Here is a 25,130-nt window from a genome sequence, read left to right as displayed (position 1 = left end):
CAGACTCGTTCTATCTGAACCTCTAGACGTCCCAGGAGGGATTCGAACCCCCGACCGACGGCTTAGAAGGCCGTTGCTCTATCCTGCTGAGCTACTGAGACATAATTTTATTTTATATAGTCCATATCAAGGACAATATTTATTATATGTGCTTTTTATGATAAAGTCAACATTAATTTTACTAAGAAGGCAAGGTTTGCCTCATTATTAATATTATATGATTTCCTGTACCCCATTATGCCAATTCCCAGCTCTTCTTTTGCTAAAATAATAAAAAGCAAAAAACTGTAGGAAGCTAACATGTTTAAAGATTTAGTAGTCGACGGAACTTGCGGTGCATAAGGGATTGGTAAAGTCATTGTGCTAGCGTATGCCAGAAATAATGCCCATGTAGTTATTGCCAAAGTAAATAAAGAATTAGGGCTGCAATTAGGGTAAAGATTTATTGAAGCATAGTCATTCTGTTCTTTTTGTACAAGCAGATTACGAAAGAACAGGACATCGTTTCTTTAATGCAAAAAATTGTTGATCATTTTGATACTATTCATATTTTAATTAATAATGCGGGTAAATTTCAACATAAATCTTTTTATGGTGGGATGACTAAAAAAATGATGTATGAAGAATAGCCATATTCACCCCTTTCATAAAATTGTTCTTTCATATACAGAAATACCTCGGAGTATTCTACATTAGGTAGAAAATTAGAAGGCGTGGAAATACATTGTACCCATATTCAAATGGAAAATACGTAAGTCCCTTAAGCCAGCTCTATAATGCCTCTTACACACAGTATACTGCACCTATTCGCCATTTTTACAGCCGCAGAAAGATTATCTTCGCTGTATCAGTAGGGCTGAAGCAGATTTTATGGCAATGAATCGTATATTATGGATGGAGCATGTCAATTGGACGAGGATGACAATTATAAGTATTGTCTTTGGCTTACCTGATTTGCCCTTTGTGCAAGAACGACTGTACAAAATGCGACGGACTTAGGCAATTGTCTACGTCCATTTTACGGCGATCAAATTGCTGATCGCTATGCTGAGCTGATTAAAGAACATCTTCTTATTGCTGCGCAGCTAGTAACTGCAGCTGCCAAAGGAGATGCAGCAACAGCGGATGCAAAGGAAAAGGAATGGTATCGTAATGCTGACGACATTGCCATATTTTTGAATAGTATTAATCCATACTTGAGTGTTGAGGAAGTACAAAAAATGTTCTATACACATTTAGCTTTAACAAAAAAAGAAGCCGTGACTATGATTCAGAAAAACTATCAAGAGGATATTCAAGTTTTTGATGACATTGAAGCAGAGGCACTTGCTATGTCGGATATGATTGCAAGCGCCATTGTGATGCAATTTTGTTATCTCTTTTATTAACGTTAATAAATCTTTTTGTTTTCCAAAATTGGTGAAAAAATTTTTGCCTTTTTACTCTTCGAATAATGGGCAATGGGTTGAATGCCCTGTATAGATTCCTTCACAAATGGAGCTAGTGTGTTGCTTTCAATGTGAAAATGGACTCGCTGCAGCTGCCATGGCATATGATCTATATCTATGCGAAATAGAGAGCTCTTCCATTTTGACCAAGAGTGATAACGTTCCACTAACCATTTATCAAAGGTAGAACTACTTATTTCACTGGCAATCGGTTGATATGAAATTTTCAACCTTTCATCCGGTGCACCGTGATATAAACTTGTAAACGAAAAATGGTTCTCTTTTTGTTTTATAGATATTTTTGAATGGCGATATGATAAACCGCCCTTTGTAGCTAGTTGAACAATAAAATGATTCGTAACATCTAAGTTAAAGAAATAGATACCTTTCATGCCGTTATATGTAACATATGTCCGGACATTAAGCTGCAAATGGGAACCTACTCCTGGTAATGGTGGTAGAAATTTCAGTCGTTGTCCTTTTACTTTAAAAAGGACAGCACTAAGCCAAGCGTTATTTTCATAGAGATCCAGTTGTAACTCTTGCGGAATGTATTGCTCTAAATCCTTAGTTGGTACTGGCCAGTGTAAAAATAACACATCTTGCCAAATCTGCGTCAAAACCCATGATTTACTCCACATAAAATAACTCCTTTCTGTAGTTAAATTCTTTCCTACAAAGGAGTTATTCAAACGAACATGACTATTTTTGTTCTGAATCCAACGTTTCATTTTCAACATATCGATAATATAAATTGCGCAGTTCGGATTCTTTATAATTGCCTAAATGACTTTTAAATTGTGGATGCACCAAAATACCATGATCTCGAAGTTGCTTCACAAACCACCCTTTTGAATACTTATGCACTGTACACATTCTCCTTCACTAATACTCTTACATAGCGTATGCTCAGGATTTTATGTAGTGACAATTTTTTCAAAATAAAAAAACGAAGAAATTATCCTTCGTTTCATGTATTGAAAAACTATTACGTAGATGAAATAAAGTATCATTTAATTTGGCCCTTCTGCAAAGCGAGGGGTTGATTTCCGTTCCGACTGGGCGCTTTGTTGTTGCTGTCGCTACGCTTTCGCACAGATAAAACAATTGTTGCTGTCGCTTCGCTTTCGCACAGATAAAACAATTGTTGCTGTCGCTTCGCTTTCGCACAGATAAAACAATTGTTGCTGTCGCTACGCTTTCGCACAGATAAAACAATTGCTGACGCTTCGCTTTCGCACAGGGCAAAGCTTCCTGGGGGCGTCCGATGAGCCGCTTCGCTTCGCTGCAGGGTCTCGGGCCAACAGATGTTTTTTGCGCGAAAGCGTAGTGCTAACGTAGCGGCAGCAGCACCGATGTTGGTCAAGGCGTTACCACAGGACGTGATGCTTTTAGCCTTCGTTCCTCTAAATCGCTAATCCCCAAGGAGTCGTCCAGTCTCCACTCCAATCAACCGCTTCACTAAGCATGTCCCTTCTGGCACGTACTCAAATTTATCGTGATAAAAAGAAACATCAATAAGATGCATTTTTGTGCGAAAGCAAAGCGTTCAGCGATATTGTTTATCTGTGCCCGGAAATTACCTTCGATTAAAGCTCCTCAACACTAACAAAAATTTCCTTGGCAATTATACTTTCAACTTATGTGCCACAAAACGTTCGATATGGTTGGTTAGATGGTGTTGGTAATGTTGCATATTCCTGCTGCTCCTTACAATGCGCAAAAGGTTGAGCAAGAGCTTCTAGTAATCGCTCCATTACGCTATAGTCTTCCTGTTCAACAGCAGCCTCTAATGCTTCTTCCACACGGTGATTTCTTGGAATTACTGCTGGATTATGCTCACGCATTAATTGTTGAGACATGTCTTTTGTTTCTTGTTGTCTTTCTAGTCTTGCAAGCCAATTCTTATGCCATTCTTTAAATTCATTTGTACTAAATAACGTTGAGTCATCAAATTTATTAAAGGTTAATGCGATAAATGTATTCGTATAGTCTGCTTGATGTTGCTGCATTAACTTTAGAAGCTCTTCAATTAGTGCCATGTCCTGATCTTCTTCGTCAAATATCCCAAGCTTTGCTCGCATACCTGCTAACCAGTTTGCATAATACAATTGAGGATATTGCTTTAGAGCCTCTTGAGCTAAATGTATAGCATCTTCCTCATTTTCGTGGATTAACGGTATTAATGATTCGGCAAATCGTGTTAAATTCCATCCTCCGATATTAGGCTGGTTACCATATGCATAACGTCCTTGTCGATCAATAGAGCTAAATACTGTCGCTGAATCATAAGTATCCATGAAAGCGCAAGGACCATAATCAATCGTCTCCCCACTAATGGTCATATTATCTGTGTTCATGACCCCATGAATAAAACCAACTAGCTGCCATTTTGCAATAAGAGATGCTTGTTTCTTTATAACTTCCTGTAGTAGTGTTAAATAACGGTTTTGAGCTTTATCAACATTGGGTAAGTGCCGTTCTAAAGCATAATCTGCCAATGCTTTTAGCTCCTCCTCCGTACCAAAATTCGCTGCATATTGGAAAGTTCCAACACGCAAATGACTGCTTGCAATTCGCGTTAAAACCGCGCCTGGAAGCTCTGTTTCACGTACGATCGTTTCGCCTGTAGTCACGACAGCTAAGCTTCGAGTAGTTGGAATGCCAAGTGCATACATGGCTTCACTCATAATATATTCACGTAGCATTGGACCAAGTGCAGCCCTGCCATCTCCGCCACGTGAATAAGGCGTTCTTCCTGAGCCTTTTAGTGCGATATCAAAGCGTTCATGAGCTGGCGTTAGTTGTTCACCTAATAACAGTGCTCTTCCGTCTCCTAGCATGTTAAAGTGACCAAATTGATGCCCTGCATAAGCTTGTGCAATGGGTGAGCCTCCGGTCGGGTTGTTGTTACCCGCAAAAATCGCTACCGCTTCTTCACTTTTCAGAGCATTGCTGTTTAATCCAAGTGAATTGGCAACTGATTCATTTAACATGATTAACTTTGGTGAACGAACTGGATTTAAATTGATTGATGAATAAAAAATGCTTGGTAGGCGGGTATAGCTATTATCAAAATTCCATCCTATTGTATTTTCCATGTTTTCTCCTTTGTTCGTTTATATTTAGTTTTTCTACTTCATCATAAACAATTCATAGCCATTTTTACCATTTGCATTGGGATAAAACAAAAAACGCTTAGAGTTTCTAAAACTTAAGCGTTTTTGTTTCATCATTTCCGCATAAACTTGTGGGTGGAAATACAGCTATTATCATCCGTAAAGAACTTTACTTCAAAACACGTGTCTTCAACCTCTACAAGGGCAAAGCTTTTTTCTTTACGACCTCGTGGTTTCAATAAGCTCCCAGGATTTAAAAATAACACATCATCAATCATTTCCGCCCCAAGAATATGAGAGTGACCAAAGCACGCAATTTGCGCGTTTACTTCTTTGGCACGATAGGATAATGACAAGATTGACGTTTTAACATTGAATAAATGGCCATGTGTGACAAAGACTGTGACGTCCTCTAAATCGAATACTACCTCATCAGGGAAGGCTTTTTCGATGTCACAATTTCCGCGTACTTTCTTCATGCCATCTAATGCTTTATGCGAGAAAGGAAGCTCACTATCTCCACAATGAATGACAGCATCAACCTTTGGGTAAAAGCCACGAACTTTTTCAATTACATTACTATCGCCATGTGTATCACTCATGACCAGTATTTGCATGGATATCACCTCTTATTTTATAAGATTAGGTAATTGTTCCTTCAACTTACGAATCGCATTCCCACGGTGGGAAATTGCTCCTTTTTCATCGGCTGTTAGCTCTGCCATCATACGGTTTAAGCTTGGGACAAAGAAGACTGGATCATAACCAAATCCGTTTGTACCACGTTTTTCGTGTGCAATAACACCTTCACAAGTACCAAAGACAGTTGTCGTTTCAAAATCAGGCCCTGCAATAGCAATGCAACAGCAGAAGCGTGCTGTACGCTTTTCATCTTCGACATTTTTTAAGTTTTCTAGTAGTTTAACCATGTTGGCTTCATCATCATGATCACTAGCATAACGTGCAGAATACACACCTGGTTCACCATTTAATGCATCAACAGCTAAGCCACTATCATCAGCAATAACAATTGTACCAAGCTCTTTTGCTAATGCTTCTGCCTTTAAGATTGCATTTTCCTCAAAGGTAGTGCCTGTTTCTTCTATTTCCATATCCGGGGCAACATCAAACATCGTTACAACTTCATAGCCAAGTGGTCCAAATAACGCTTCGAAATCTTTTGCTTTTCCTTTATTTTTTGTCGCAATTACTACTTGTTTCATGTTATTCATTTCCTCCCACTTTGTTAGCCAATTCACCTAGTGTCTCTTTTTGAAGTGCAATCAATTGTTGAATGCCCTTTTCACCTAACTCCAGTAGTTCATTTAACTCTTCACGAGAAAAGGTTGCTTCTTCACCTGTACCTTGAAGCTCAACAAATCGTCCTGCTCCTGTCATGACGATATTCATATCTACAGCAGCAGCGACATCTTCAACGTAGTTTAAGTCTAAAATGGCCCCGTGATCCTCTACAATACCAACACTTGTTGCAGCTAAATAGTCTGTCACTGGGAATTTTTTAAATGGTTTTTCTTCAGCAAACTTAGCAATTGCCTGTGTCATCGCTACAAATGCTCCTGTTATTGAAGCTGTACGTGTCCCTCCGTCTGCTTGAATCACGTCGCAGTCAATCCATACAGTACGTTCGCCAAGTGCTTCTAAATCCACGATTGCACGTAATGCACGACCAATTAATCGTTGGATTTCCATTGTGCGGCCATTGACTTTACCACGAGATGATTCGCGTGCTGTACGCTGTGCTGTTGCACGAGGTAGCATCGAGTATTCTGCAGTAATCCATCCTTTGCCTTGTCCACGTAAAAAACCAGGAACCTTATCCTCAATCGTTGCTGTACAAATCACTTTCGTATTTCCTACTTGAATTAATACTGAGCCTTCTGGGTGCAATAGATACTCACTATCTATTTTCACAGGACGCAGTGCATCTACATTTCTACCATCATATCTTGTCATATTTTTCGTTCCTCCTAAAAACTTTCGCGCACTCATCTTAACATAATTTTGACCTTCAAAAAAGTACTCAGTCCCTATGTACAATGCTAAAAACGTCAAAAATCAGCCTAGCCCATAGCTAAGCTGATTTTTTATTTTAATGTCATACGTTTTATATGGAGTGTACCTTGCTCAAGCCAACTTTCGGAAATCGAACGGAAAATTGGAACAGAACCAGTTGCATAAAATTTATGAGCAGGCACAGCGTCTGGGTCAGCCAAAGTGCCATTATAAGCAAGCATTTCTTGAACATCCTTTGCTGTTTCCTCTGCGGAAGATAGCACAAAAACTTCTTCTCCCACAATAGCTTCAATTTGTTTTTGCAAAATTGGATAATGCGTACACCCTAGTATGACCGTATCAAATTGTTCATTTTTCAGCGGCTTTAAGCCTTCCGCAATTAATTTATTTGCAAATTCACCTTTATATTCGCCACTTTCTACAAGTGGTACGAATGTTGGACAAGCAAGTGGAATTATATGAGTTGACGTATTCAGTGATAATAAGGCTTCCTCATACGCTCCACTTTTAATTGTTCCTTCAGTTGCAAGCACAACGACTTCATGTCGCTTCGTTTTCTTTACAGCTGCACGTGCGCCAGCATTAATAACGCCTAGTACCGGAAAAGGCATATTTCTTTGTAAACTTTCGAGTGCTACTGCAGTCGCTGTATTACATGCAATGACGAGCATTTTGATATTCATTTTTTCTAGTGCTTTTGCCATTTGCCAAGTAAAATTCCGCACTTCTTGTCGAGTTCTTGGACCATACGGACATCTTGCTGTATCACCAATATAATAGATCGTTTCGTTTGGTAATAGCTTCATTATTTCTTTTGCTACGGTTAAACCGCCTACTCCTGAGTCAATAACGCCTATCGGGGCATTCATACTTTCCGCCTCAATCCTGTTTCATGTGTACATGTAGTTTTTCTAAATAGCTTGATAATTGCGCGACTTCTTGTTCGTTAAAACCAACAAGTTTCTCTTGCAAATATTGCTGTCTTTTTTCAATAACCTCTTGAATAATACGTTCGCCCTTTTCGAGAAGATGAACAACAACGACACGACGATCATTTTCGTCACGTACGCGCTTAACTAATTCATTTTTCTCCATTCGGTCCACTAAATCTGTTGTTGTACTAAAAGCTAAGTATAATCGATTTGACAGGTCGCCAATTGTTATATCTCCAAGCTCTTCTAACCACTGTAATGCAACAAATTGTGGCGGCGTAATCGCATATTGTGAAACAATCTCTCTTCCTTTTTGCTTCACAATCGCCGCTATATAGCGTAATTCCTTTTCAACCGTTGCAACGGTTTCAGGTGAGTGTTTTGTTACTTCATCCGACATATAACTATTTCACTCCTAAAAATGCGTTGAATAGTTCTATTTTGTCGTTTTTTTTCTGAAATAGCAAGTGTCCATTTAGTCTAATTTAAATTCTTCTAAGCGTAACAGCTCAATTAACGCCTGAGATCGATTCGTTACACCTAACTTTTGAATTGTATTGGAAATGTGATTTCGCACTGTTTTTTCACTAATACCAAGTTGCTCTGCAATATCCCTCGTTGTTTTTTCAGCTAATAAAAGCGCAAATATTTCACGTTCTCGGTTAGTTAAAAGAGAACGATGATGAGAGCCATTCATTTTCAGTTACACCCTCCTCCCCCGCACGTATTGTAACTTATGTTAAGGAATGAAGAGCGGTGACGGCTATTTTCATGAATATCTCGTGTTTCCTAAAAAAAATCGGAAATTGCTTCCATATATCAATAAATTTTATGTAAAAGTGGCTCATCACCATAACGCATGGTTGATTTTCATTTCGACTGGGCGCTTTCCTGGGGGCGTCCAGTCGGAACGGAAATCAACTTATATATGAGATACGTTTTAAACAAATGTCATCCACAACTTTTTTGTGATGAGTTGAAAAAAATCACTCTCACTATTTCTTTCTATGGACAATTAACTTTCGCAATCCGTTTCCAATATTATATGAATGCCAATCTTGCTAACTGAACTTTTTCTTCTTCAGATAAAGGTACACTCTTTCCAGTTTGAGGGTCCATTTGCACTACCGTCCCACGCCCCGTAAAGCAAACCTCATCATGCTGATTTTTCGCTAAGTAATGAATATCCATTGATGAGTTCCCTACTGTCGCTATCTTCGTATAAATTCTTAGCACATCATCAAAGAAAACTTGCTTTACGTAATCACACTGTAAGTCAGCTACAATTGGAATCGCTTCTACATTTCCATCAATTGCTGATGGCATGAGAACACCTAAATGACGGAAATAATCGATTCGTGCCTGTTCAAAATATGTAAAGCTAACAGTATTGTTCATATGACCGTACATATCCGTTTCTGAAAAACGTACACGAACCTCAATAAAAAATGCAAAATCCTTTGTCCATTCCTGAAAATCTCCGATATAATTTGCTTTCATATTAGCCATCCCCCTAATTTTCATTGCTTATTCCCGAAACAACAGATGGAATTAGCAAGTCATAAATGAATATATATTCATTATAAAAGAAAACACACTATTATCATAGAAGATTCAGATTTTTGAGCTAATTCATTTCAAATTTTCTTGTTCTTCGTATTCTATTTTTGCATAATACTATGCTGTATGGAAATCATCATAGTTAGTTTATTAATCTTTCTTGAAAGTGTCCCTATTCAGAACTCTCACTACTACGAAACTTTAATCAGTAAAGAGCTTCTTCATCCCCACTGCGTATAAATCTTCATCCATCGTACATTTACAAGCGATTAATCTACAAAATTATTTACTATTACACATAGAAAAAAACTCCCTCACACATTGAGTGTAAGGGAGTTTGGGAGTAAAGCTTGTATTATTAGTCAACGTAGTGGTCAGAACCGAAGAAGTTACGGAACATTTGCACTGAAGTTGCACGGTTTAATGATGCGATAGATGTTGTTAAAGGAATACCTTTTGGACAAGCAGCTACACAGTTTTGTGAGTTACCGCAGTTTGCAAGGCCTCCATCACCCATGATTGCATTTAAACGTTGGTCTTTAATCATTGAACCAGTTGGGTGAGTGTTGAATAGACGTACTTGTGATAATGGTGCTGGTCCGATGAATGAAGCTTTTTCAGACACGTTTGGACATGCTTCCATACATACACCACAAGTCATACATTTAGATAATTCATAAGCCCATTGACGTTTACCTTCTGGCATACGTGGACCTTCACCTAAATCATAAGTACCATCGATTGGAACCCACGCTTTAACTTTTTTAAGTGCATTGAACATACGTTCACGGTCAACTTGTAAGTCACGAATAACTGGGAAAGTTTTCATAGGCTCAAGTTTAATTGGCTCAGTCAATTGGTCAACAAGAGTTGAACATGATTGACGTGGACGGCCATTGATAACCATTGAACATGCACCACAAACTTCTTCAAGACAGTTCATATCCCATGCTACTGGAGTAGTGTTTTCACCATTTTCAGTAACAGGATTTTTTTGAATTTCCATTAAAATAGAAATTACGTTCATACCATGACGGTAAGGCACTTGGAATTTTTGCCAGTAGCCATTGCCGCCTTTTGTATCTTGACGTAAAATTTCCACTTTGACCATTCTTCCAGTATTAGCTGCGATATTCATAATTCTTAGTCTCCTTTCGCAGAGTAATCACGTTTACGTGGTGGAATTAATGAAACGTCGACTTCTTGGTACGTGATGATTGGATCACCAGTAGTTGGGTCAAACTTCGCAATTGTTGTTTTTAAGAAGTTCTCATCATCACGGTTCGGGAAATCTGGCTTATAGTGAGCACCGCGAGATTCGTTACGTAGTAATGCACCTTTTGTCATTACTTTTGCTAGGTAAATCATATTTTTCAACTGACGCGTAAAGTGAGCACCTTGGTTACTCCATTTTTGAGTATCGTTGATGTTAATGTTTTCCCAACGTTTTTGGAATTCATCAAGTTTATTCAATGTATCTTGAAGTTGGTCGTTGTAACGTACTACTGTCATAGTAGCTGTCATCATTTCACCAAGCTCTTTATGAAGCAAGTAAGCGTTTTCTGTGCCGTCCATTTTCATGACAGCATCCCACTTAGCTTGTTCTTCTTTAACGCGAACATCGAATACTTCTTGAGGAAGATCTTCAGCATGCTTTTTAAGATGTTTAACATAATCTACTGCGTTTGGTCCAGCAACCATACCGCCATAGATAGCAGATAATAATGAGTTTGCACCAAGACGGTTTGCACCATGTTGAGAATAATCACATTCACCTGCTGCAAATAGACCAGGAATTTCAGTCATTTGGTTGTAGTCAACCCATAATCCACCCATTGAGTAGTGAACTGCTGGGAAAATTTTCATTGGTAATTTACGTGGATCATCACCTACGAATTTTTCGTAGATTTCAATAATACCACCTAGTTTTACATCTAATTCATGTGGATCTTTATGAGAAAGATCTAGGTATACCATGTTTTCGCCGTTGATACCAAGTTTTTGGTTTACACAAACGTCGAAAATTTCACGTGTTGCAATATCACGTGGTACTAAGTTACCATATGCAGGATATTTTTCTTCTAGGAAGTACCAAGGTTTACCATCTTTATAAGTCCAAATACGGCCACCTTCACCACGAGCTGATTCTGACATTAGACGGTTTTTGTCATCTCCAGGAATCGCTGTTGGGTGAATTTGGATGAACTCACCATTCGCGTATGAGGCACCTTGTTGGTAAACGATAGAAGCAGCAGAACCTGTATTAATAACAGAGTTTGTTGTTTTACCGAAGATAATACCAGGGCCACCAGTCGCCATAATAACAGCGTCTGCACGGAATGATTTGATTTCTTCTGTACGCATATCTTGCGCTACGATACCACGACAAACGCCGTCAGGATCGACTACTGCACCAAGGAATTCCCAGTGCTCATATTTGTTCACTAAACCAGCTACTTCGTGAGAGCGAACTTGCTCGTCTAGTGCGTATAGTAATTGCTGACCAGTTGTTGCACCAGAGAAGGCTGTACGGTGCATTAAAGTACCACCAAAACGACGGAAGTCAAGAAGACCTTCTGGTGTACGGTTGAACATTACACCCATACGGTCCATTAAGTGAATAATACCAGGGGCTGCATCACACATACCCTTAACAGGTGGTTGGTTCGCTAAGAAGTCCCCACCATAAACTGTATCATCAAAGTGGATCCAAGGAGAATCCCCTTCACCTTTTGTATTTACCGCACCATTAATTCCGCCCTGCGCACATACAGAGTGTGAGCGTTTTACAGGAACTAATGAGAATAAATCAACTTCAGTACCAACTTCAGCTGCTTTAATCGTTGCCATCAGACCAGCTAGACCGCCGCCGACAACAATTATTTTGCTTTTCGCCATGATTATTTCTCACTCCTCTTAAAAAATTGCAATGATTGCATGTACTCTATAGTAGCTTCTATTAAATTAAACAAAAGCTAAAATAGCAGCCACACCAACTACACTTAGAATTACGAAAATAATGTTTGTTACATAAGTAGCAATCTTTTGAGACTGAGGAGATTGTACAATACCCCAGCTTACTAGGAATGCCCATAAACCGTTAGATAAGTGGAAAGTTGCTGATATAATACCAACGATGTAGAATCCAAGCATGAATGGATTAGAAACGATATCCGCCATCATGTCGTAATCAACTTCTGTACCAAGTGCTTTTTGAACACGAGTTTGGAAAATATGCCATGCAATGAAGATCACTAAGAATACACCAGTGAAACGTTGTAATGAGTACATCCAGTTACGGTATGTGCTGAAACGTCCTGTATTTGGTGTAGCAGTGAATGCAATGTAGACACCATAGAATGCGTGGAACATTAATGGAATATAAATGACAATCCATTCAACTAGGATAAGGAATGGAATCTTTTCCATTACTGCGGTAGCATCGTTGTAACTTTCTGCTCCGCCTGTTGCTGTAAAGTTAATGAACAGGTGCATCGTTAAAAACAGACCTACTGGAATGATACCAAGTAGAGAATGTAAGCGACGCCATAAAAACTCTCGATCTTTCGACAAGACTGTTACCCCCCTTAGTACTTAAAATATCACAACAAAAGAAGTCATCATTTTGTAACTGATACTTCATTGACTGTGTATTTCATCATGGTACAATATTATGACATGTTTATTGTACTCTCAAGAGCTACGAGCGTCAAGGCAACTAAGAGTTTTTCACAATCCTTATTAAAGAAATAATCTAGTACATGATGCATCGTTTTTTCTCGAAAAATCTATCTTTACTTTATCAGTGTCAAATTTTAAGAAAATTCTAAGAAAGAAGGATTTAAATGTTAAACACTTCATCACCTACAATCTCAGCATTTGGCTACGAGATAATTCGCGATTATATTTTATCTTCTATTCTTGGTAAACATGAAGCAGATGTACTTTACTGGGCAGGAAAAGATCTAGCTCGTAAGTTCCCATGTAAAAGTCAAGAAGAACTTATCGCATTTTTCGCAGATGCCTGTTGGGGTAATTTAGAGCTTGTCAAAGAAACGAAGGATGGGCGTATATTCCAGTTGACAAATGATCCAGAACTGATACAAATCGGTCTTCGTAGCTTTAGACTTGAAGCAGGATTTATAGCTGAACAAATCCAGCAAGCAAAAGGTTATTTAACAGAATGCTATGATGAAAAACGCGAAAAGCAACAGAACGTTATGTTTACAGTAAAATGGGACGTCAAAGAACGAATCATGTACACTGTTCCAACAGAATAAAACAAAAAGGATTGTCACCCTAAATTTATGGATGACAATCCTTTTTTAGTGTTGGAAAACAAAATGGCCAAGGAAACCTTTGTGAATGTTGTGTCTCTTTAGATGAGGGTGGTTTCTGTTCCAGTCTACTCCAATCAACGGTTGCGTAAAACTAACACTATTGCTACTCACCATAATCAAACAGAAAAGACTTATAACAGTGATGCGGTTGTACACCCATTGTTGCTGTCGCACAGACAAACTCCTTTGCTGACACTTCGCTTTCGACATAACTGAAGTTTTGTTTTATCGCTATAAATTGGATTGATATGCTATGTGAAATAGTTGATTGGAGTGGAAGCTGGGCGACTCCTTGGGGATTAGCAAAAGAGGAACGAAGGCTAAGAACATCACGTCCTGTGATAACGCCTTCGTGACCAACATCGTGTTGGCCCGAGACCCTGCAGCGAGCTACGCGAGTGAAGCGGCTCATCGGACGCCCCCAGGAAGCTCTGCTCTGCGCGAAAGCGAAGCGTCAGCGACAAAGCGCCCAGCTGGAACGGAAATCAACCCCTCACTTTGCTGAGAGCCAGAATTTATTTGATAGGACACCTTATTCATTGAAAAATAGTTTTTTCAACAACATGAAAAGATTGTCATTCCAAATTGATGAATGGCAATCCTTTTCTATATTTATAGTTGGCCATGTCTTTCTTTTAAAAGCACATCTATTAACGAAATAAACGCTTCTAAAATATTTAGTGAGTGTTGAATCATTTCCTCTAAGTTTATAATTGACAGTTCATTCACTAATTTTTGTGCGGCCCTATGTACTAATTCATGGGGTTGTTCTATATGTCGATATTCTGGTAAATTTCGAAATTCCTCAAAATGGCCATAATACCATTCCCCAAACTTACATTGATGATGCGTTTTTATAGTTTCTTTATGGCCAGCCTTTTGAATAGCATTTCGTAAAAAGCTAGCATGATCCATTAACCTTGCTGCCAATTGGCTCACTACCGTTTGCTCTTTGGGCTTACGGATTGTAGGTGCAATAGCTTTTAACATTTCAGATACTTGATTTTGTATTATTTCCGAGAAGTCACTAGTATGAGATAATTCAGTCGTTGTTTCCGCTAAACGACCTACAGCTATTACATTTTCTTCTGATGCAGCTGTCATTTGATGAATGCCATGTGCTGCTTCTTCAATATTTTTGCTTGTGACAGTCAAATTAGCAATATTGTTCTTCATGATGCTTAAAAAGTCAGTTAAATAATGTTCAACTTGTTTGATATTGTTTATTGTATTATGTAATTTCTTATCAATGACTGATCGAATCTTCGTCATTTCTTGCAATGAACCTTTCGAGCTGCTGGCTAACTTTCCTACTTCCATCGCGACAACATTAAATCCCTTTCCATGCTCGCCAGCACGTGCGGCTTCAATAGAGGCATTTAAGGATAGTAGTTGTGTTTGATCAGCAATCCCGGTTACGCTTTTACCAATATCATCCATTTTAGTCATTTCATTAGATAACTGCTCTGTTGAATGACCTCCTTTAGCCAACAACTCCTGAACCATTTCACCTTTTGAAATGGATGATTCCATTTCCTCTACAAGGAGTAATGAATGCTGTTTTATCTCTTGAATGTTTGCATTAACATTTTGCTCAACTGCAAGCATCTCTTCAGTATTTGACGACATTTCTTCACTCATTGCTGAAATATCCCCTACACCCGCTGAAACATTTTGAACCTTTAAAGCCGTTTGAAAATTAATTAGCTCCATATGCGCTAGGACAAAGTCTAAAATCGCATTTTTCACATCAATGCTTTCCTGCTCAAGTTCTAATTCCAGGATTCGCTTTTTTAATAATTGTATTTCTAAATCGTTGTTTCTCTCAACACCTTCATCTACTGGCTTTTGAAATAAACCGAACAATACCATACAAACTCCCACCTTCCACTTGGTAAAACATGTCACTTTTATTATATAACAATATAATTGGATAAAATATTAAATTGATCTGAACAAAAAAAGATGTGCCCATTCCAGAAGATTCATTCTAAGTGAAGTAGTTGATTGGAGTGGAGGCTGGGCTACTCCTTGGGGATCAGCGTCACAGATGAGACCCTGGAGCGAGCAAAGCGAGTGAAGTGGCTCATCGGACGCCCCCAGGAAGCTCTGCTCTGCGCGAAAGCGAAGCGTCAGCGGCAAAGAGCCCAGCCGGAACGGAAATCAACCCCTCGTTTTGCCATAGAACCCTACTTTATTTAATATGACATATTAATTTCATTGACATAATAGTTTTTCAACAACATGAAAAGATGTGCCTTTTACTGACACATCTTCTTCAACATTATATGTAAAGCGCTTGTTCTAAGTTAAATTCATCATGTAATGCATTTGCTGCATAAATCATTTCGTCCTGAGGAACAACGACAGACACTTTTATTTCAGAAGTACTGACCATTTTTACAGGGATACCTTCACGACGTAGACAATCAAACATACGGGCAGCCACCCCTGGATTAGATGCCATTCCTGAGCCAATAATAGAGACTTTTGCTAAGCCGATTTCAAAATCAGCAAAACTAAACCCTAGTGATAATTTGCTATCTTCTAGGACACGTAATGCATCGGCGAACTCCTCTTTTAAAATGGTAAACGATACAGTTGGCTTTAAGCCATCAATTATTGCTTGTACGATGATATCGACGTTTATGCGATTTTCTGCAAGTATTGTGAACATATCTGCTAACGAAGCATTAGAATAAGCATCATAACCCACCGTTAGGCGAATAACGTCTGACTCATAGGCAACACCACGTACAATTAAATTTTTCTCCATTTCAACTTCCTCCTTCAATAAAGTACCTACTGTATCTTTTTCGCTCGACCGAATGGTAACTGGGATTTGAAACTTCTTTGCTATTTCTACAGCCCGCGGGTGTAAAATTTGTGATCCTAAGTTTGATAGCTCTAGCATTTCATCATAGGAAATTTCTTTTAGCTTTCGTGCCCCAGCAATCTGACTTGGATCAGCTGTGTAGACTCCATCTACATTCGTGTAAATATCTACGCGCTCCGCTTCCAATGCTGCAGCAATAGCTATCGCCGTCGTTTCCGCACCACCTTTACCGAACGTCGTAATATTCCGAGAATTACAGATACCCTGTCCCTCTGCAACGACGACGATCTTCCCCTGCATAAAATGCTCTTCTATTCGACTAGCGTCTATCTCGTCAATACGTGCATTGCCATACATGACATCGGTTTGAATACCTACCTGCCAGCCTGTTAATGACACTGCCTCATATCCTTCTTCCTGCAAAGCAATCGCCACTAATGCACTTGATAGTTGTGAGCTTGTTGACAACAATGCGTCTAGTTCACGCTTAGACGCATTGTCTGATAGATCACGAGCCATCTTCCCTAATTCTTTAGACATCCCCCTCATTGCCGCAGTGACAACGACAATCTCAGTACCTCTTTCCTTTTCTGCAATCACCTTTTTCGCAACATCTTGAATGTGCTTTGTTGATGTTAATGTAGCACCACCAAATTTCATCACAATTCTCGCCATCCTTATCATTCTCCTTTGTATTTAATCATTTTGCTGATTATAAAGTAGCTATACTTTTGCCGCTCTTTACAAAGATAACGCTGCAAACTCAAAGCGACATTAAGTTATAGGGCTTGAACTAATACGGTTGGCATCACCTCTTACATAGTAGTAACTGCCTTGAAAGAAAGCTAAAAAGGCAGCTCCCACATAACGTGAAAGCTGCCTATAACATGTACAATAAAGTAACTTGCGCATGTGTGATAGCTCTCCGAAACGATTAGAATCGACAGTCTTACATCTCTTAAATGTAAAACCAGCACAGCATCGGAAACAACGATGCTCCACTTCGGCAAGATCCCCTTTCATACATTTTCACTGGACTTGTTCGTCCTCGAATGTACTACTCCTAAATCTTGCACCTCTATCATCACTAAATAGTGAATGTATTTAATTGAACCTTATAGTTTATGGATAAATAGAAACTACAAAAAACTAAGGCTCCGTACATAAACATTGCTATATTGAAGAACAATGTTATATACAACCTTAGCATACGTCTAATCCTTTGACAATGTCTCTTGTTGAAAATAAGCATGAATATTGCTAGCTAAATTAGCAGGCATCCCAGCTTCTTCTAACGCCTGTACACTTGCCTCACGAATTTTTTTGACAGAGCCAAAATGCTTAAGTAATTGCTGTTTTCGCTTTGGACCAACGCCCTCTATATGATCGAGGACAGATTGTATAGCATGCTTCTCGTGCTGCTGTCGTAAGAAGGTAATAGCAAAGCGGTGTACTTCGTCTTGAATTCGCTGCAGTAAATAGAAGCCATCACTTGTGCGCTTTAATGCAATGACTTCAGGTGGATCACCGAATAGAAGCTGTGACGTATTATGCTTTTCATCTTTTGCTAATCCGGCAATTGGAATGACAAGGCCGAGCTCATCCTCTAATACTTCTCTTGCAACTTCCATTTGCCCCTTCCCACCGTCAATTAGTACTAAATCTGGTAAAGGTAGACCTTCTTTTAATACGCGTGTGTAACGACGACGGATTACTTCCTGCATTGCCCCGTAATCATCGTGCTTGGCAGCTGTACGTGTTTTGTACTTTCGATACTCCTTCTTTGCGGGTTTTCCATCGATAAATACAACCATTGCAGATACAGCATCTGTCCCATGCATATGACTATTATCGAAAGCTTCAATCCGTAAAGGCGTAGAAATGCTCATAGCTTCACCAAGCGCCTCACATGCTCCTATAGTGCGTTCTTCCTGACGTTCAATAAGTTGGAACTTCGCTGCTACAGCAATTTCAGCATTTTTCGTCGCCAATTCAACTAGCTCTTTTTTTTGCCCACGTTTTGGTGTAAGTACCTTAACTTCTAATAATTCCGTTAAAATATCTGCATCAATAGATTGTGGGATAAAGATCTCCTTAGGCTTAATGTGCTCTAGCTTTTCGTAAAATCGTCCAACGAACGTTAAAAATTCCTCTTCTGCCTCTTGGTAAATTGGGAAAATCGAGACATCTCGCTCAATAAGCTTTCCTTGACGGACAAAGAAAACTTGAACACACATCCAGCCCTTCTCGACGGCATAGCCAAATACATCGCGGTTAGTTGTATCACTTGAGACGATTTTTTGCTTTTGCATGACTGTATCGATATGTGCAATTTGATCACGAAATTCCTTTGCACGCTCAAACTCTAAATTTTCTGCGGCCGCTAGCATTTTTACCTCTAGCTCCTTTTTGACTTCCTCAACCCCACCATTTAAAAATTTTGTCATATCCTCAATCATATCGTGGTAAACTTCAGCATCAATATCCTTCACACAAGGGGCTAGACATTGCCCCATGTGATAATACAAACAAACCTTGCTAGGGAGTTGTACACATTTTCGCAGAGGATATAAACGATCTAGCAGCTTTTTCGTCTCACTTGCTGCATACGCATTCGGATATGGACCAAAATATTTTGCCTTATCCTTTTTCACTTTTCGTGTTGTAATAAGGCGTGGGTGTTTTTCATTTGTAATTTTTAAATACGGATACGTTTTATCATCCGTCAGCATAATATTGTACTTCGGATCATGAAGTTTTATAAGATTAAGCTCTAAAATTAAAGCTTCAATATTGGAGGATGTCACAATGTACTCAAAATCTTCTATTTCGCTTACAAGTCTTTGTGTTTTCCCTTCATGCGTACCAGTAAAATACGAGCGTACTCGATTTTTCAGCACTTTTGCTTTCCCGACATAAATAATCGTTCCTTGTCGATCTTTCATCAAATAGCAGCCAGGCTGATCTGGTAAAATTTCAAGCTTTCGTTTAATTAAATCATTCATCGCCTACCTGCCCCCTTTTTGTTCAAACTAACATTCGTTCTTTACATGCATTATGATACTTATCTCTTTATTATATAACGAAAAAAAGCCAAGCACATCTATTGATGGCTCGACTCTTTTTTTCTTACAAATTAAGCATGTTTTGCGATAAATGCTTCTAACGCTTCTTTTGGTTGGAAACCAACAGTTTTATCTACTAATTCACCGTCTTTGAATAATAGTAATGATGGGATAGACATAATTTGGTATTGCGCTGCAGTACCTTGGTTGTTATCTACATCTACTTTTACAATTTTAGCCGCACTACCTGCAGCATCCATTTCTTCAAGAACTGGTCCAATCATTTTACATGGTCCGCACCAAGCAGCCCAAAAGTCTACTAGTACTAAACCTTCTTTAATATCGTCTTGGAAAGTTGCATCTGTTGCATGTACAATTGCCATTTGAAATCCTCCTTAAACTTACTATGTTTGTAGTATAGCATGGATAAATTCTCTTGAGCGAACAATCTGCCTAGTATGCATAATTTATGAAAAACAAGGTCGAAAATGGCATTAAGTTGATTTGTTATTTAGCCTCATTTTCTTGAAAACGACCTTTAAAGACATACGTTAACGTAATAAAGAGATAAATAGCTAATGTAATACCTGTTACGATAATAGATGTTGTAAAAATAATACCAATTAGGATTGCACTTAACGCAATAATAGCTATCCAAGTTGTATACGGGAACCATTTTACTGCATAGGTACTTGTTTTTTCCGGCTGTTTTTTACGCGATTTCAAATGCGCAATCGCAATAATTAGCCAAATAAATAACACGGTATATCCAAGTGAACCCATTAGGAAATCAAAAGTTTTGCTTCCCGCAAATAAAGAAAATATTACAGCTATATATAAAGCGAACGTACACATTAATATGGCATATACAGGAACTTTTCTTTTTGATAAATGGGCAAAGATTTTAGGAACACGCCCGTCCACAGCTTGTGTATAGAGAACACGTGATGAACCATAAAGTCCCGAGTTCATTGATGAAATAATGGCAAGTAAAACAACAGCGTTCATAATATGGTCAGCACCAGGAATCCCAATCATTTTAAAAACCATTACAAACGGACTTTCTGGCACCCCATTTACTTCATTCCAAGGAATCAAACTAACGATAATAAAGAAAGGAATTAAATAAAAAGTCACGATACGTACTAATGTACTGCGAACAGCTTTTGGCACTACTTTCTCTGGATTTTTCGTTTCAGCTAATGTAATACCAATAATTTCAGTACCACCATAAGAATAAATAACTACAAGCATTGCAGCAATCAACCCCATTGATCCGTTCGGGAAGAAACCACCATGCTCCGTTAAATTTGAAAAACCAACAGCTGTATGATTACCAAAAGTAACAAGCAATAAAATTAATCCCGCTATAATGAACACCACAATAACGGTAATTTTAATTAACGCCAGCCAATATTCAGTTTCAGCAAAAACTTTCACCGATAACAAGTTAATGGCTGTAACTAACACCGAAACAGATAATGCAAGTATCCAAATTGGATAATCTGGCAACCAATACTGAATAAAAATTGCCGCAACTATAGATTCCGCCGCAATATTTAACACCCACATTTTCCAATAAATCCAATCTAGGAAATAAGCTGGATACTTTCCTAAAACGGCTTGCACTAAATCTCTAAATGTTCTCGCTTCGCTATTGCGGACTGCCATTTCTGCTAAACCTTGCATAACAAATAGCAGAATAATCCCACCAATTAAGTACGCAATAAGTACTGATGGCCCTGCCATATCAATGGCTGTACTACTTCCCTTAAACAACCCTGCACCAATGGCACCACCTAAAGCCATCATCGTAATATGCCGTGAGGTCATCGTTCTCTGTAATTTCTGATTGTCATTTTCCATTTCTTTACCTCCTAAAATCAACAAATGCGCTAAAGTGCTCGTTTACATCCGACAAGCGCTGGAGAGCCCGAAGCAAAAGTAAGTGCTCCTCCACTTTTGCCCGAGGGATCGAAGCGACCTCGAGGATGTAGCGCTTTAGCCTAGACGCAAAAAAGGCATATCGTCTGTTCCTTCATTATCAAATGAAAGAAGAGACGATATGCCATAAGCAAACCGCGGTACCACTCTAATTGGTTCTTTAAGAACCCTGCTTAAAAACCTAATAACGAAGGTTAACCGTCCAACAAATAGAATATTCTGCAAATTCCATTTATCTTTACCGCTCCTAGGCAAGTTCAAAGTCTTATTGGACTGCGTTGCACCAACCCGCAGCTCTCTTCACCAAATAATGAGCTTTTACTACTCCTAATCTTTGCGTTTACAAATTGATTTAAATTAATATTCATCACTATACGTTCTAAAATTAATTATGTCAACATTTTATTTTGCAATAACTTTTAAAAATCAAAAAATTCAACAAAAAAAGCAGGGAAGATAAATCCTCCCTGACTTTAAATATCAATTAATTAGGCATTCACTTTTAACGCTTTAAATTCTTCGATTAGAAGAGGCACTACTTCAAATAAATCACCTACGATACCGTAGTCCGCAACTTTGAAAATATTTGCCTCTGGATCCTTATTAATCGCTACGATTACTTTTGAGTTTGACATACCCGCTAAGTGCTGAATTGCTCCAGAAATACCCGCTGCGATGTAAAGGTCTGGTGTTACTACCTTACCTGTTTGACCAATTTGAAGTGAGTAGTCACAATATTCAGCATCACATGCACCACGTGAAGCACCAACTGCACCACCAAGTAAATCCGCTAGCTCTTTCAATGGTTCAAAGCCATCCTCCGACTTTACGCCACGACCACCTGCTACAACTACTTTTGCCTCTGAAAGATCGACACCCTCTGAAGATTTTCGAACAACCTCTTTAATGATTGTACGAAGGTTTGTAATATCTACAGTAAGAGAAGTGATGTCACCTGATTTGCCTGCTACTTTTTCTAATGGCGCAATATTATTTGGACGAACTGAAGCTAAAACTAAGCCGTCTTTTACTTTCACTTTTTCAAAAGCTTTACCAGAGTAAATTGGGCGGATGAATACAGCATCATCACCAGCACCTTCAATAGACGTTACATCAGATACAAGACCTGCTTGTAATTTACTTGCAATTTTAGGTGATAAATCTTTACCGTTTGCAGTATGACCAAAAACGATACCTGTTGGCTTTTCTTCCTCAATTACAGCTAATAAAGCTTGACCATAGCCATCAGATGTATATTGTTTTAAATGTGGGTGCTCTACCGTTACAACACGATCAGCACCATATTCAAATAATGGACCTGTTAAGTTTGCCACTGCATCTCCTAAAAGAACACCAACAACCTCACCGCCATCTGCGATTTGCTTTGCAGCCGCAATTGCTTCGAAAGAAACATTACGTAAGCTTCCTTCACGAACTTCACCTAATACTAATACTTTTTTTGACATAGTATATTCCCTCCGTTACCCTTTAAGATTCGATTTGTGTCATCAGATGACCTAAACTACTTTTGCCTCTGTATGAAGTAAGTTTACTAGCTCTTTTACTTGAGCAGAAAGTTCGCCCTCAAGAACACGACCTGCTGCCTTTTGAGCTGGCAAGAAAATATCAACCGTTTCTACCTTAACCTCTACATCATCTTCATCGATATCTAAATCATCTAACTCAAGTTCTGCAAGCGGTTTCTTCTTCGCTTTCATGATTCCTGGTAATGATGGGTAACGCGGCTCGTTTAAACCTTGCTGAGCTGTTACTAAAAGTGGTAATGATGTCTCGATAACTTCGGAGTCACCTTCAATATCACGTACAATTTTCGCAGATGTTCCATCAATTTCAAGCTTTGTAATTGTTGTTACATAGTTAATGCCTAGTAAATCTGCAACACGAGGTCCTACTTGACCAGAGCCTCCGTCAATTGCAACGTTCCCTGATAAAATTAAATCAGCGTCTTTATCTTTTAAATACTCAGCCAAAATATATGCTGCTGCATTTTGATCCAGTTCATCTAAATCGTCTTCTGTATTAATTAAAACCGCTTCATCAGCTCCCATTGCAAGAGCTGTGCGTAATTGCTTCTCTGTATCTTCGCCACCAATTGAAACAACTGTTACTTTACCACCAGCAGCGTCTCGTACTTGGATGGCCTCTTCAATGGCATATTCATCGTAAGGATTGATGATGAACTCTGCACCATCCTCTTGGATTTTACCACCCGACACAACGATTTTTTCTTCTGTATCAAACGTACGTTTAATTAATGCAAAAATATTCATATATTCATACCCCCTGAAACGTTTTTTAATTCTAAGTAAACTTATAAATATTATATATTTTCAGTGTCGATAACGTCGATAACACTCTTTCAAGTCGCTATCGACACTGATGGAATATTATTTACCAGTAAACACAGGCTCGCGCTTTTCAATAAATGCTTGAATTCCCTCTTTTGCATCTTCCGAAACGAATACTGTACCAAAGGATTTCGCTTCCGCCTCAATCCCTTCATAGAATGAAGCATGCTTTGCATATTGCAATGTTTGAATAGCTGCTTTTAAAGCAACTGGGCTCTTCTTCGCAATTTTCTTCGCTACCTTTAGCGTTTCTTCTAGTAATGCTTCATCTGTAAATGCACGATTTGCTAAACCCCATTGTACAGCTTCTGTACCGGAAATCGGCTCACTTGTAAACATCATTTCTGCAGCTTTTGCAACTCCTACATATCGTGGTAGACGTTGTGTACCCCCAAAACCTGGAATCAGACCTAATTGTAATTCAGGTAGCCCTAATTTCGCAGATTCTGTCACAAAGCGCAGATGACAACTCATCGCTAGTTCAAGGCCCCCGCCTAGTGCAGCACCATGAATTGCAGCAATAATAGGTTTAGAGAACGATTCAACTCGCTCAAAAACTTGTTGGCCATTGTTCGCTAGCTTTGAAAATTCATCACCAGAATCAACCTCTGTAAACTCTTTAATGTCTGCACCCGCTGAGAAGAAACGACCTTCGCCATGAAGTACAAGGACACGTACAGCGTCATCATGTTCTACTTCATCTAGCACAGAATTTACTTCGGCGATGATTCCGCGAGATAATGCGTTTGCTGGTGGGCGTGCAATTGTAATAATCGCTACTCCATCCTCTGCTTTCCAACTTAGAAATTCCATTTCTCCACATCCTTTTAAGCTTTAATACCGTTCAGGATTAATGCCTGAACTTTTGGAACCTGTTCTATCAAATCATATCGATATTCATTCATAACCCACGACGTAATGGTTTCGTCAATGGTTCCAAACACCATTTGACGCGCCAAGCGTACATCCATCGTTTGATTGAACTCACCTGATAGCATACCTTCGATTAAAATTTGATCCAGTAATTGTAAATACTCTCTTAACACCGAATTGATCTTTAGTCGTAAATCTTTATTCGATTGTCGTAGTTCCAATTGTGTGACGGTTGCTAGGTATCGATCTGTCGCTAGAACATTAAAATGATTTTCTATCATTCGTGAAAGTTTGTCCTTAGACGTACTTCCATTTTCTATTATATCTTGTAATGACTCTACAAAAACAGCCATTTTTTCATTAAAGACAGAAATTAATATATCTTCTTTATTTTTAAAATATAAATAGATTGTTCCATCGGCCACCCCTGCCTGTTTAGCAATCTTCGATACCTGTGCTTGGTGATACCCATTTTCTGCAATAACGATGACAGCTGCATCAATAATTTGCTTATATTTTGGCTTATCACGTTTCACCTTTATATCACCACCTAAAAAAACTTGCACACACCAACATGATGTCATCCCTCAATGATCAGCAATCTAAAACT

29 protein-coding genes, 1 tRNA gene, 1 riboswitch and 1 other annotated feature are annotated in these 25,130 nt (G+C 38.8%); of the genes, 5 read left to right on the top strand and 25 right to left on the bottom strand.

Features of this window, described 5'->3' with window-relative positions; all coding sequences use genetic code 11:
• Positions 1-27 precede the first annotated feature (27 nt).
• Positions 28-101, bottom strand: a tRNA-Arg gene (locus ACFCYJ_RS16865).
• A gap of 369 nt (positions 102-470) precedes the next feature.
• Between ACFCYJ_RS16865 and ACFCYJ_RS16860 the strand changes: the two genes are divergently transcribed.
• The 3 genes from ACFCYJ_RS16860 to ACFCYJ_RS16850 all read left to right on the top strand — a co-directional run bounded on the left by ACFCYJ_RS16860 (position 471) and on the right by ACFCYJ_RS16850 (position 1,388).
• Positions 471-629, top strand: a complete 159-nt coding sequence (locus ACFCYJ_RS16860) for a hypothetical protein (protein WP_376075188.1) — start codon at positions 471-473, stop codon at positions 627-629.
• Between the two features lie 247 nt (positions 630-876).
• Positions 877-999: a hypothetical protein gene (locus ACFCYJ_RS16855; RefSeq protein ID WP_376075187.1), complete on the top strand. Its 123-nt coding sequence runs from the start codon at positions 877-879 to the stop codon at positions 997-999.
• A 176-nt stretch (positions 1,000-1,175) separates the two neighbouring features.
• The gene (locus ACFCYJ_RS16850; protein WP_376075185.1) at positions 1,176-1,388 is read left to right on the top strand and encodes a hypothetical protein; all 213 of its coding nucleotides are present in this window, start codon (positions 1,176-1,178) and stop codon (positions 1,386-1,388) included.
• 2 nt (positions 1,389-1,390) lie between these two features.
• Here ACFCYJ_RS16850 and ACFCYJ_RS16845 read toward each other — a convergent pair whose 3' ends face one another.
• From ACFCYJ_RS16845 to ACFCYJ_RS16780, 14 genes are all read right to left on the bottom strand, one after another.
• Positions 1,391-2,089 carry a YqjF family protein gene (locus tag ACFCYJ_RS16845; protein WP_376075183.1) on the bottom strand — a complete coding sequence of 233 codons (699 nt, stop codon included), beginning with the start codon at positions 2,087-2,089 and terminating at the stop codon, positions 1,391-1,393.
• A gap of 61 nt (positions 2,090-2,150) precedes the next feature.
• Positions 2,151-2,324 (bottom strand): DUF2639 domain-containing protein, encoded by a 174-nt coding sequence (locus ACFCYJ_RS16840; protein WP_376075182.1) that lies wholly within the window; start codon positions 2,322-2,324, stop codon positions 2,151-2,153.
• 133 nt (positions 2,325-2,457) lie between these two features.
• Complete coding sequence (locus ACFCYJ_RS16835; RefSeq protein WP_376075180.1) at positions 2,458-2,814, bottom strand: hypothetical protein; 357 nt, start codon at positions 2,812-2,814, stop codon at positions 2,458-2,460.
• 274 nt (positions 2,815-3,088) lie between these two features.
• Entirely contained in the window at positions 3,089-4,549 is a 1,461-nt protein-coding gene (locus ACFCYJ_RS16830; RefSeq protein ID WP_376075178.1) for a protein adenylyltransferase SelO, read from the bottom strand.
• A 131-nt stretch (positions 4,550-4,680) separates the two neighbouring features.
• A complete protein-coding gene (locus ACFCYJ_RS16825) occupies positions 4,681-5,184 on the bottom strand; it encodes a metallophosphoesterase (RefSeq protein WP_376075176.1) in 504 nt (167 codons plus the stop codon).
• A 12-nt stretch (positions 5,185-5,196) separates the two neighbouring features.
• The gene (locus ACFCYJ_RS16820) at positions 5,197-5,790 is read right to left on the bottom strand and encodes an XTP/dITP diphosphatase (protein ID WP_376075174.1); all 594 of its coding nucleotides are present in this window, start codon (positions 5,788-5,790) and stop codon (positions 5,197-5,199) included.
• A 1-nt stretch (position 5,791) separates the two neighbouring features.
• Positions 5,792-6,541 (bottom strand): ribonuclease PH, encoded by a 750-nt coding sequence (gene rph, locus ACFCYJ_RS16815; RefSeq protein ID WP_376075173.1) that lies wholly within the window; start codon positions 6,539-6,541, stop codon positions 5,792-5,794.
• 131 nt (positions 6,542-6,672) lie between these two features.
• Positions 6,673-7,470, bottom strand: coding sequence for a glutamate racemase (gene racE / locus ACFCYJ_RS16810; RefSeq protein ID WP_376075172.1), 798 nt, complete (start codon positions 7,468-7,470; stop codon positions 6,673-6,675).
• Positions 7,471-7,480: 10 nt separating this feature from the next.
• On the bottom strand, positions 7,481-7,933 hold the full coding sequence (locus ACFCYJ_RS16805) for a MarR family winged helix-turn-helix transcriptional regulator (RefSeq protein WP_053484913.1): 453 nt from the start codon (positions 7,931-7,933) through the stop codon (positions 7,481-7,483).
• A gap of 75 nt (positions 7,934-8,008) precedes the next feature.
• The gene (locus ACFCYJ_RS16800) at positions 8,009-8,230 is read right to left on the bottom strand and encodes a helix-turn-helix domain-containing protein (protein ID WP_004226437.1); all 222 of its coding nucleotides are present in this window, start codon (positions 8,228-8,230) and stop codon (positions 8,009-8,011) included.
• Positions 8,231-8,574: 344 nt separating this feature from the next.
• Positions 8,575-9,033, bottom strand: a complete 459-nt coding sequence (locus ACFCYJ_RS16795; RefSeq protein ID WP_376075170.1) for an acyl-CoA thioesterase — start codon at positions 9,031-9,033, stop codon at positions 8,575-8,577.
• Between the two features lie 418 nt (positions 9,034-9,451).
• Complete coding sequence (gene sdhB / locus ACFCYJ_RS16790) at positions 9,452-10,231, bottom strand: succinate dehydrogenase iron-sulfur subunit (RefSeq protein ID WP_376075169.1); 780 nt, start codon at positions 10,229-10,231, stop codon at positions 9,452-9,454.
• Between the two features lie 5 nt (positions 10,232-10,236).
• Entirely contained in the window at positions 10,237-11,991 is a 1,755-nt protein-coding gene (gene sdhA, locus ACFCYJ_RS16785; protein ID WP_376075167.1) for a succinate dehydrogenase flavoprotein subunit, read from the bottom strand.
• Positions 11,992-12,057: 66 nt separating this feature from the next.
• Positions 12,058-12,666, bottom strand: a complete 609-nt coding sequence (locus ACFCYJ_RS16780; protein ID WP_376075165.1) for a succinate dehydrogenase cytochrome b558 subunit — start codon at positions 12,664-12,666, stop codon at positions 12,058-12,060.
• A gap of 272 nt (positions 12,667-12,938) precedes the next feature.
• Between ACFCYJ_RS16780 and ACFCYJ_RS16775 the strand changes: the two genes are divergently transcribed.
• On the top strand, positions 12,939-13,373 hold the full coding sequence (locus ACFCYJ_RS16775) for a YslB family protein (RefSeq protein WP_376075164.1): 435 nt from the start codon (positions 12,939-12,941) through the stop codon (positions 13,371-13,373).
• Positions 13,374-13,536: 163 nt separating this feature from the next.
• Here the strand turns inward: ACFCYJ_RS16775 and ACFCYJ_RS16770 are convergent, their stop codons facing one another.
• Both ACFCYJ_RS16770 and ACFCYJ_RS16765 read right to left on the bottom strand, forming a co-directional pair.
• Positions 13,537-13,845: a hypothetical protein gene (locus ACFCYJ_RS16770; protein ID WP_376075162.1), complete on the bottom strand. Its 309-nt coding sequence runs from the start codon at positions 13,843-13,845 to the stop codon at positions 13,537-13,539.
• A gap of 200 nt (positions 13,846-14,045) precedes the next feature.
• Positions 14,046-15,305 carry a methyl-accepting chemotaxis protein gene (locus ACFCYJ_RS16765; RefSeq protein WP_376075161.1) on the bottom strand — a complete coding sequence of 420 codons (1,260 nt, stop codon included), beginning with the start codon at positions 15,303-15,305 and terminating at the stop codon, positions 14,046-14,048.
• 159 nt (positions 15,306-15,464) lie between these two features.
• Here ACFCYJ_RS16765 and ACFCYJ_RS16760 point away from each other — a divergent pair, with 159 nt between their 5' ends.
• Positions 15,465-15,635, top strand: a complete 171-nt coding sequence (locus tag ACFCYJ_RS16760; RefSeq protein WP_376075160.1) for a hypothetical protein — start codon at positions 15,465-15,467, stop codon at positions 15,633-15,635.
• Positions 15,636-15,717: 82 nt separating this feature from the next.
• Here the strand turns inward: ACFCYJ_RS16760 and ACFCYJ_RS16755 are convergent, their stop codons facing one another.
• The 8 genes from ACFCYJ_RS16755 to ACFCYJ_RS16720 all read right to left on the bottom strand — a co-directional run bounded on the left by ACFCYJ_RS16755 (position 15,718) and on the right by ACFCYJ_RS16720 (position 25,056).
• Complete coding sequence (locus ACFCYJ_RS16755) at positions 15,718-16,944, bottom strand: aspartate kinase (RefSeq protein WP_376075158.1); 1,227 nt, start codon at positions 16,942-16,944, stop codon at positions 15,718-15,720.
• A gap of 235 nt (positions 16,945-17,179) precedes the next feature.
• Positions 17,180-17,358, bottom strand: a riboswitch (Lysine riboswitch).
• A 125-nt stretch (positions 17,359-17,483) separates the two neighbouring features.
• Positions 17,484-19,274, bottom strand: a complete 1,791-nt coding sequence (gene uvrC, locus ACFCYJ_RS16750; RefSeq protein WP_376075156.1) for an excinuclease ABC subunit UvrC — start codon at positions 19,272-19,274, stop codon at positions 17,484-17,486.
• A gap of 131 nt (positions 19,275-19,405) precedes the next feature.
• Complete coding sequence (gene trxA / locus ACFCYJ_RS16745) at positions 19,406-19,717, bottom strand: thioredoxin (RefSeq protein WP_004226420.1); 312 nt, start codon at positions 19,715-19,717, stop codon at positions 19,406-19,408.
• Between the two features lie 124 nt (positions 19,718-19,841).
• Complete coding sequence (locus ACFCYJ_RS16740) at positions 19,842-21,200, bottom strand: amino acid permease (protein ID WP_376075155.1); 1,359 nt, start codon at positions 21,198-21,200, stop codon at positions 19,842-19,844.
• 187 nt (positions 21,201-21,387) lie between these two features.
• Positions 21,388-21,622: a binding site (T-box leader), on the bottom strand.
• A 144-nt stretch (positions 21,623-21,766) separates the two neighbouring features.
• Positions 21,767-22,744, bottom strand: coding sequence for an electron transfer flavoprotein subunit alpha/FixB family protein (locus tag ACFCYJ_RS16735; RefSeq protein ID WP_376075153.1), 978 nt, complete (start codon positions 22,742-22,744; stop codon positions 21,767-21,769).
• Positions 22,745-22,795: 51 nt separating this feature from the next.
• Positions 22,796-23,569, bottom strand: coding sequence for an electron transfer flavoprotein subunit beta/FixA family protein (locus ACFCYJ_RS16730; RefSeq protein WP_376075151.1), 774 nt, complete (start codon positions 23,567-23,569; stop codon positions 22,796-22,798).
• Between the two features lie 117 nt (positions 23,570-23,686).
• Entirely contained in the window at positions 23,687-24,460 is a 774-nt protein-coding gene (locus ACFCYJ_RS16725) for an enoyl-CoA hydratase (RefSeq protein WP_376075150.1), read from the bottom strand.
• Between the two features lie 14 nt (positions 24,461-24,474).
• Positions 24,475-25,056 (bottom strand): fatty acid metabolism transcriptional regulator FadR, encoded by a 582-nt coding sequence (locus ACFCYJ_RS16720; RefSeq protein ID WP_049667778.1) that lies wholly within the window; start codon positions 25,054-25,056, stop codon positions 24,475-24,477.
• Positions 25,057-25,130: the final 74 nt, after the last annotated feature.

It is taken from the genome of Lysinibacillus sp. NPDC056232, assembly GCF_042267565.1.
Classification (GTDB): domain Bacteria; phylum Bacillota; class Bacilli; order Bacillales_A; family Planococcaceae; genus Lysinibacillus.
The sequence above is the reverse complement of the archived record's forward strand: the minus strand, read 5'-3'. Positions and strand labels throughout refer to the sequence as shown.

Excerpts from the sequence above, each read along its gene's own strand:
- rph (WP_376075173.1), bottom strand. The coding sequence starts at position 6,541 with ATGACAAGATATGATGGTAGAAATGTAGATGCACTGCGTCCTGTGAAA.
- sdhA (WP_376075167.1), bottom strand. The coding sequence starts at position 11,991 with ATGGCGAAAAGCAAAATAATTGTTGTCGGCGGCGGTCTAGCTGGTCTG.
- ACFCYJ_RS16845 (WP_376075183.1), bottom strand. The coding sequence starts at position 2,089 with ATGTGGAGTAAATCATGGGTTTTGACGCAGATTTGGCAAGATGTGTTA.
- ACFCYJ_RS16800 (WP_004226437.1), bottom strand. The coding sequence starts at position 8,230 with ATGAATGGCTCTCATCATCGTTCTCTTTTAACTAACCGAGAACGTGAA.
- ACFCYJ_RS16730 (WP_376075151.1), bottom strand. The coding sequence starts at position 23,569 with ATGAATATTTTTGCATTAATTAAACGTACGTTTGATACAGAAGAAAAA.
- uvrC (WP_376075156.1), bottom strand. The coding sequence starts at position 19,274 with ATGAATGATTTAATTAAACGAAAGCTTGAAATTTTACCAGATCAGCCT.
- ACFCYJ_RS16755 (WP_376075158.1), bottom strand. The coding sequence starts at position 16,944 with ATGGCGAGAATTGTGATGAAATTTGGTGGTGCTACATTAACATCAACA.
- ACFCYJ_RS16840 (WP_376075182.1), bottom strand. The coding sequence starts at position 2,324 with ATGTGTACAGTGCATAAGTATTCAAAAGGGTGGTTTGTGAAGCAACTT.
- trxA (WP_004226420.1), bottom strand. The coding sequence starts at position 19,717 with ATGGCAATTGTACATGCAACAGATGCAACTTTCCAAGACGATATTAAA.
- ACFCYJ_RS16805 (WP_053484913.1), bottom strand. The coding sequence starts at position 7,933 with ATGTCGGATGAAGTAACAAAACACTCACCTGAAACCGTTGCAACGGTT.
- ACFCYJ_RS16795 (WP_376075170.1), bottom strand. The coding sequence starts at position 9,033 with ATGAAAGCAAATTATATCGGAGATTTTCAGGAATGGACAAAGGATTTT.
- sdhB (WP_376075169.1), bottom strand. The coding sequence starts at position 10,231 with ATGAATATCGCAGCTAATACTGGAAGAATGGTCAAAGTGGAAATTTTA.
- ACFCYJ_RS16855 (WP_376075187.1), top strand. The coding sequence starts at position 877 with ATGAATCGTATATTATGGATGGAGCATGTCAATTGGACGAGGATGACA.
- ACFCYJ_RS16765 (WP_376075161.1), bottom strand. The coding sequence starts at position 15,305 with ATGGTATTGTTCGGTTTATTTCAAAAGCCAGTAGATGAAGGTGTTGAG.
- ACFCYJ_RS16825 (WP_376075176.1), bottom strand. The coding sequence starts at position 5,184 with ATGCAAATACTGGTCATGAGTGATACACATGGCGATAGTAATGTAATT.
- ACFCYJ_RS16725 (WP_376075150.1), bottom strand. The coding sequence starts at position 24,460 with ATGGAATTTCTAAGTTGGAAAGCAGAGGATGGAGTAGCGATTATTACA.
- racE (WP_376075172.1), bottom strand. The coding sequence starts at position 7,470 with ATGAATGCCCCGATAGGCGTTATTGACTCAGGAGTAGGCGGTTTAACC.
- ACFCYJ_RS16820 (WP_376075174.1), bottom strand. The coding sequence starts at position 5,790 with ATGAAACAAGTAGTAATTGCGACAAAAAATAAAGGAAAAGCAAAAGAT.
- ACFCYJ_RS16735 (WP_376075153.1), bottom strand. The coding sequence starts at position 22,744 with ATGTCAAAAAAAGTATTAGTATTAGGTGAAGTTCGTGAAGGAAGCTTA.
- ACFCYJ_RS16775 (WP_376075164.1), top strand. The coding sequence starts at position 12,939 with ATGTTAAACACTTCATCACCTACAATCTCAGCATTTGGCTACGAGATA.
- ACFCYJ_RS16740 (WP_376075155.1), bottom strand. The coding sequence starts at position 21,200 with ATGGAAAATGACAATCAGAAATTACAGAGAACGATGACCTCACGGCAT.
- ACFCYJ_RS16830 (WP_376075178.1), bottom strand. The coding sequence starts at position 4,549 with ATGGAAAATACAATAGGATGGAATTTTGATAATAGCTATACCCGCCTA.
- ACFCYJ_RS16770 (WP_376075162.1), bottom strand. The coding sequence starts at position 13,845 with ATGAGCCGCTTCACTCGCGTAGCTCGCTGCAGGGTCTCGGGCCAACAC.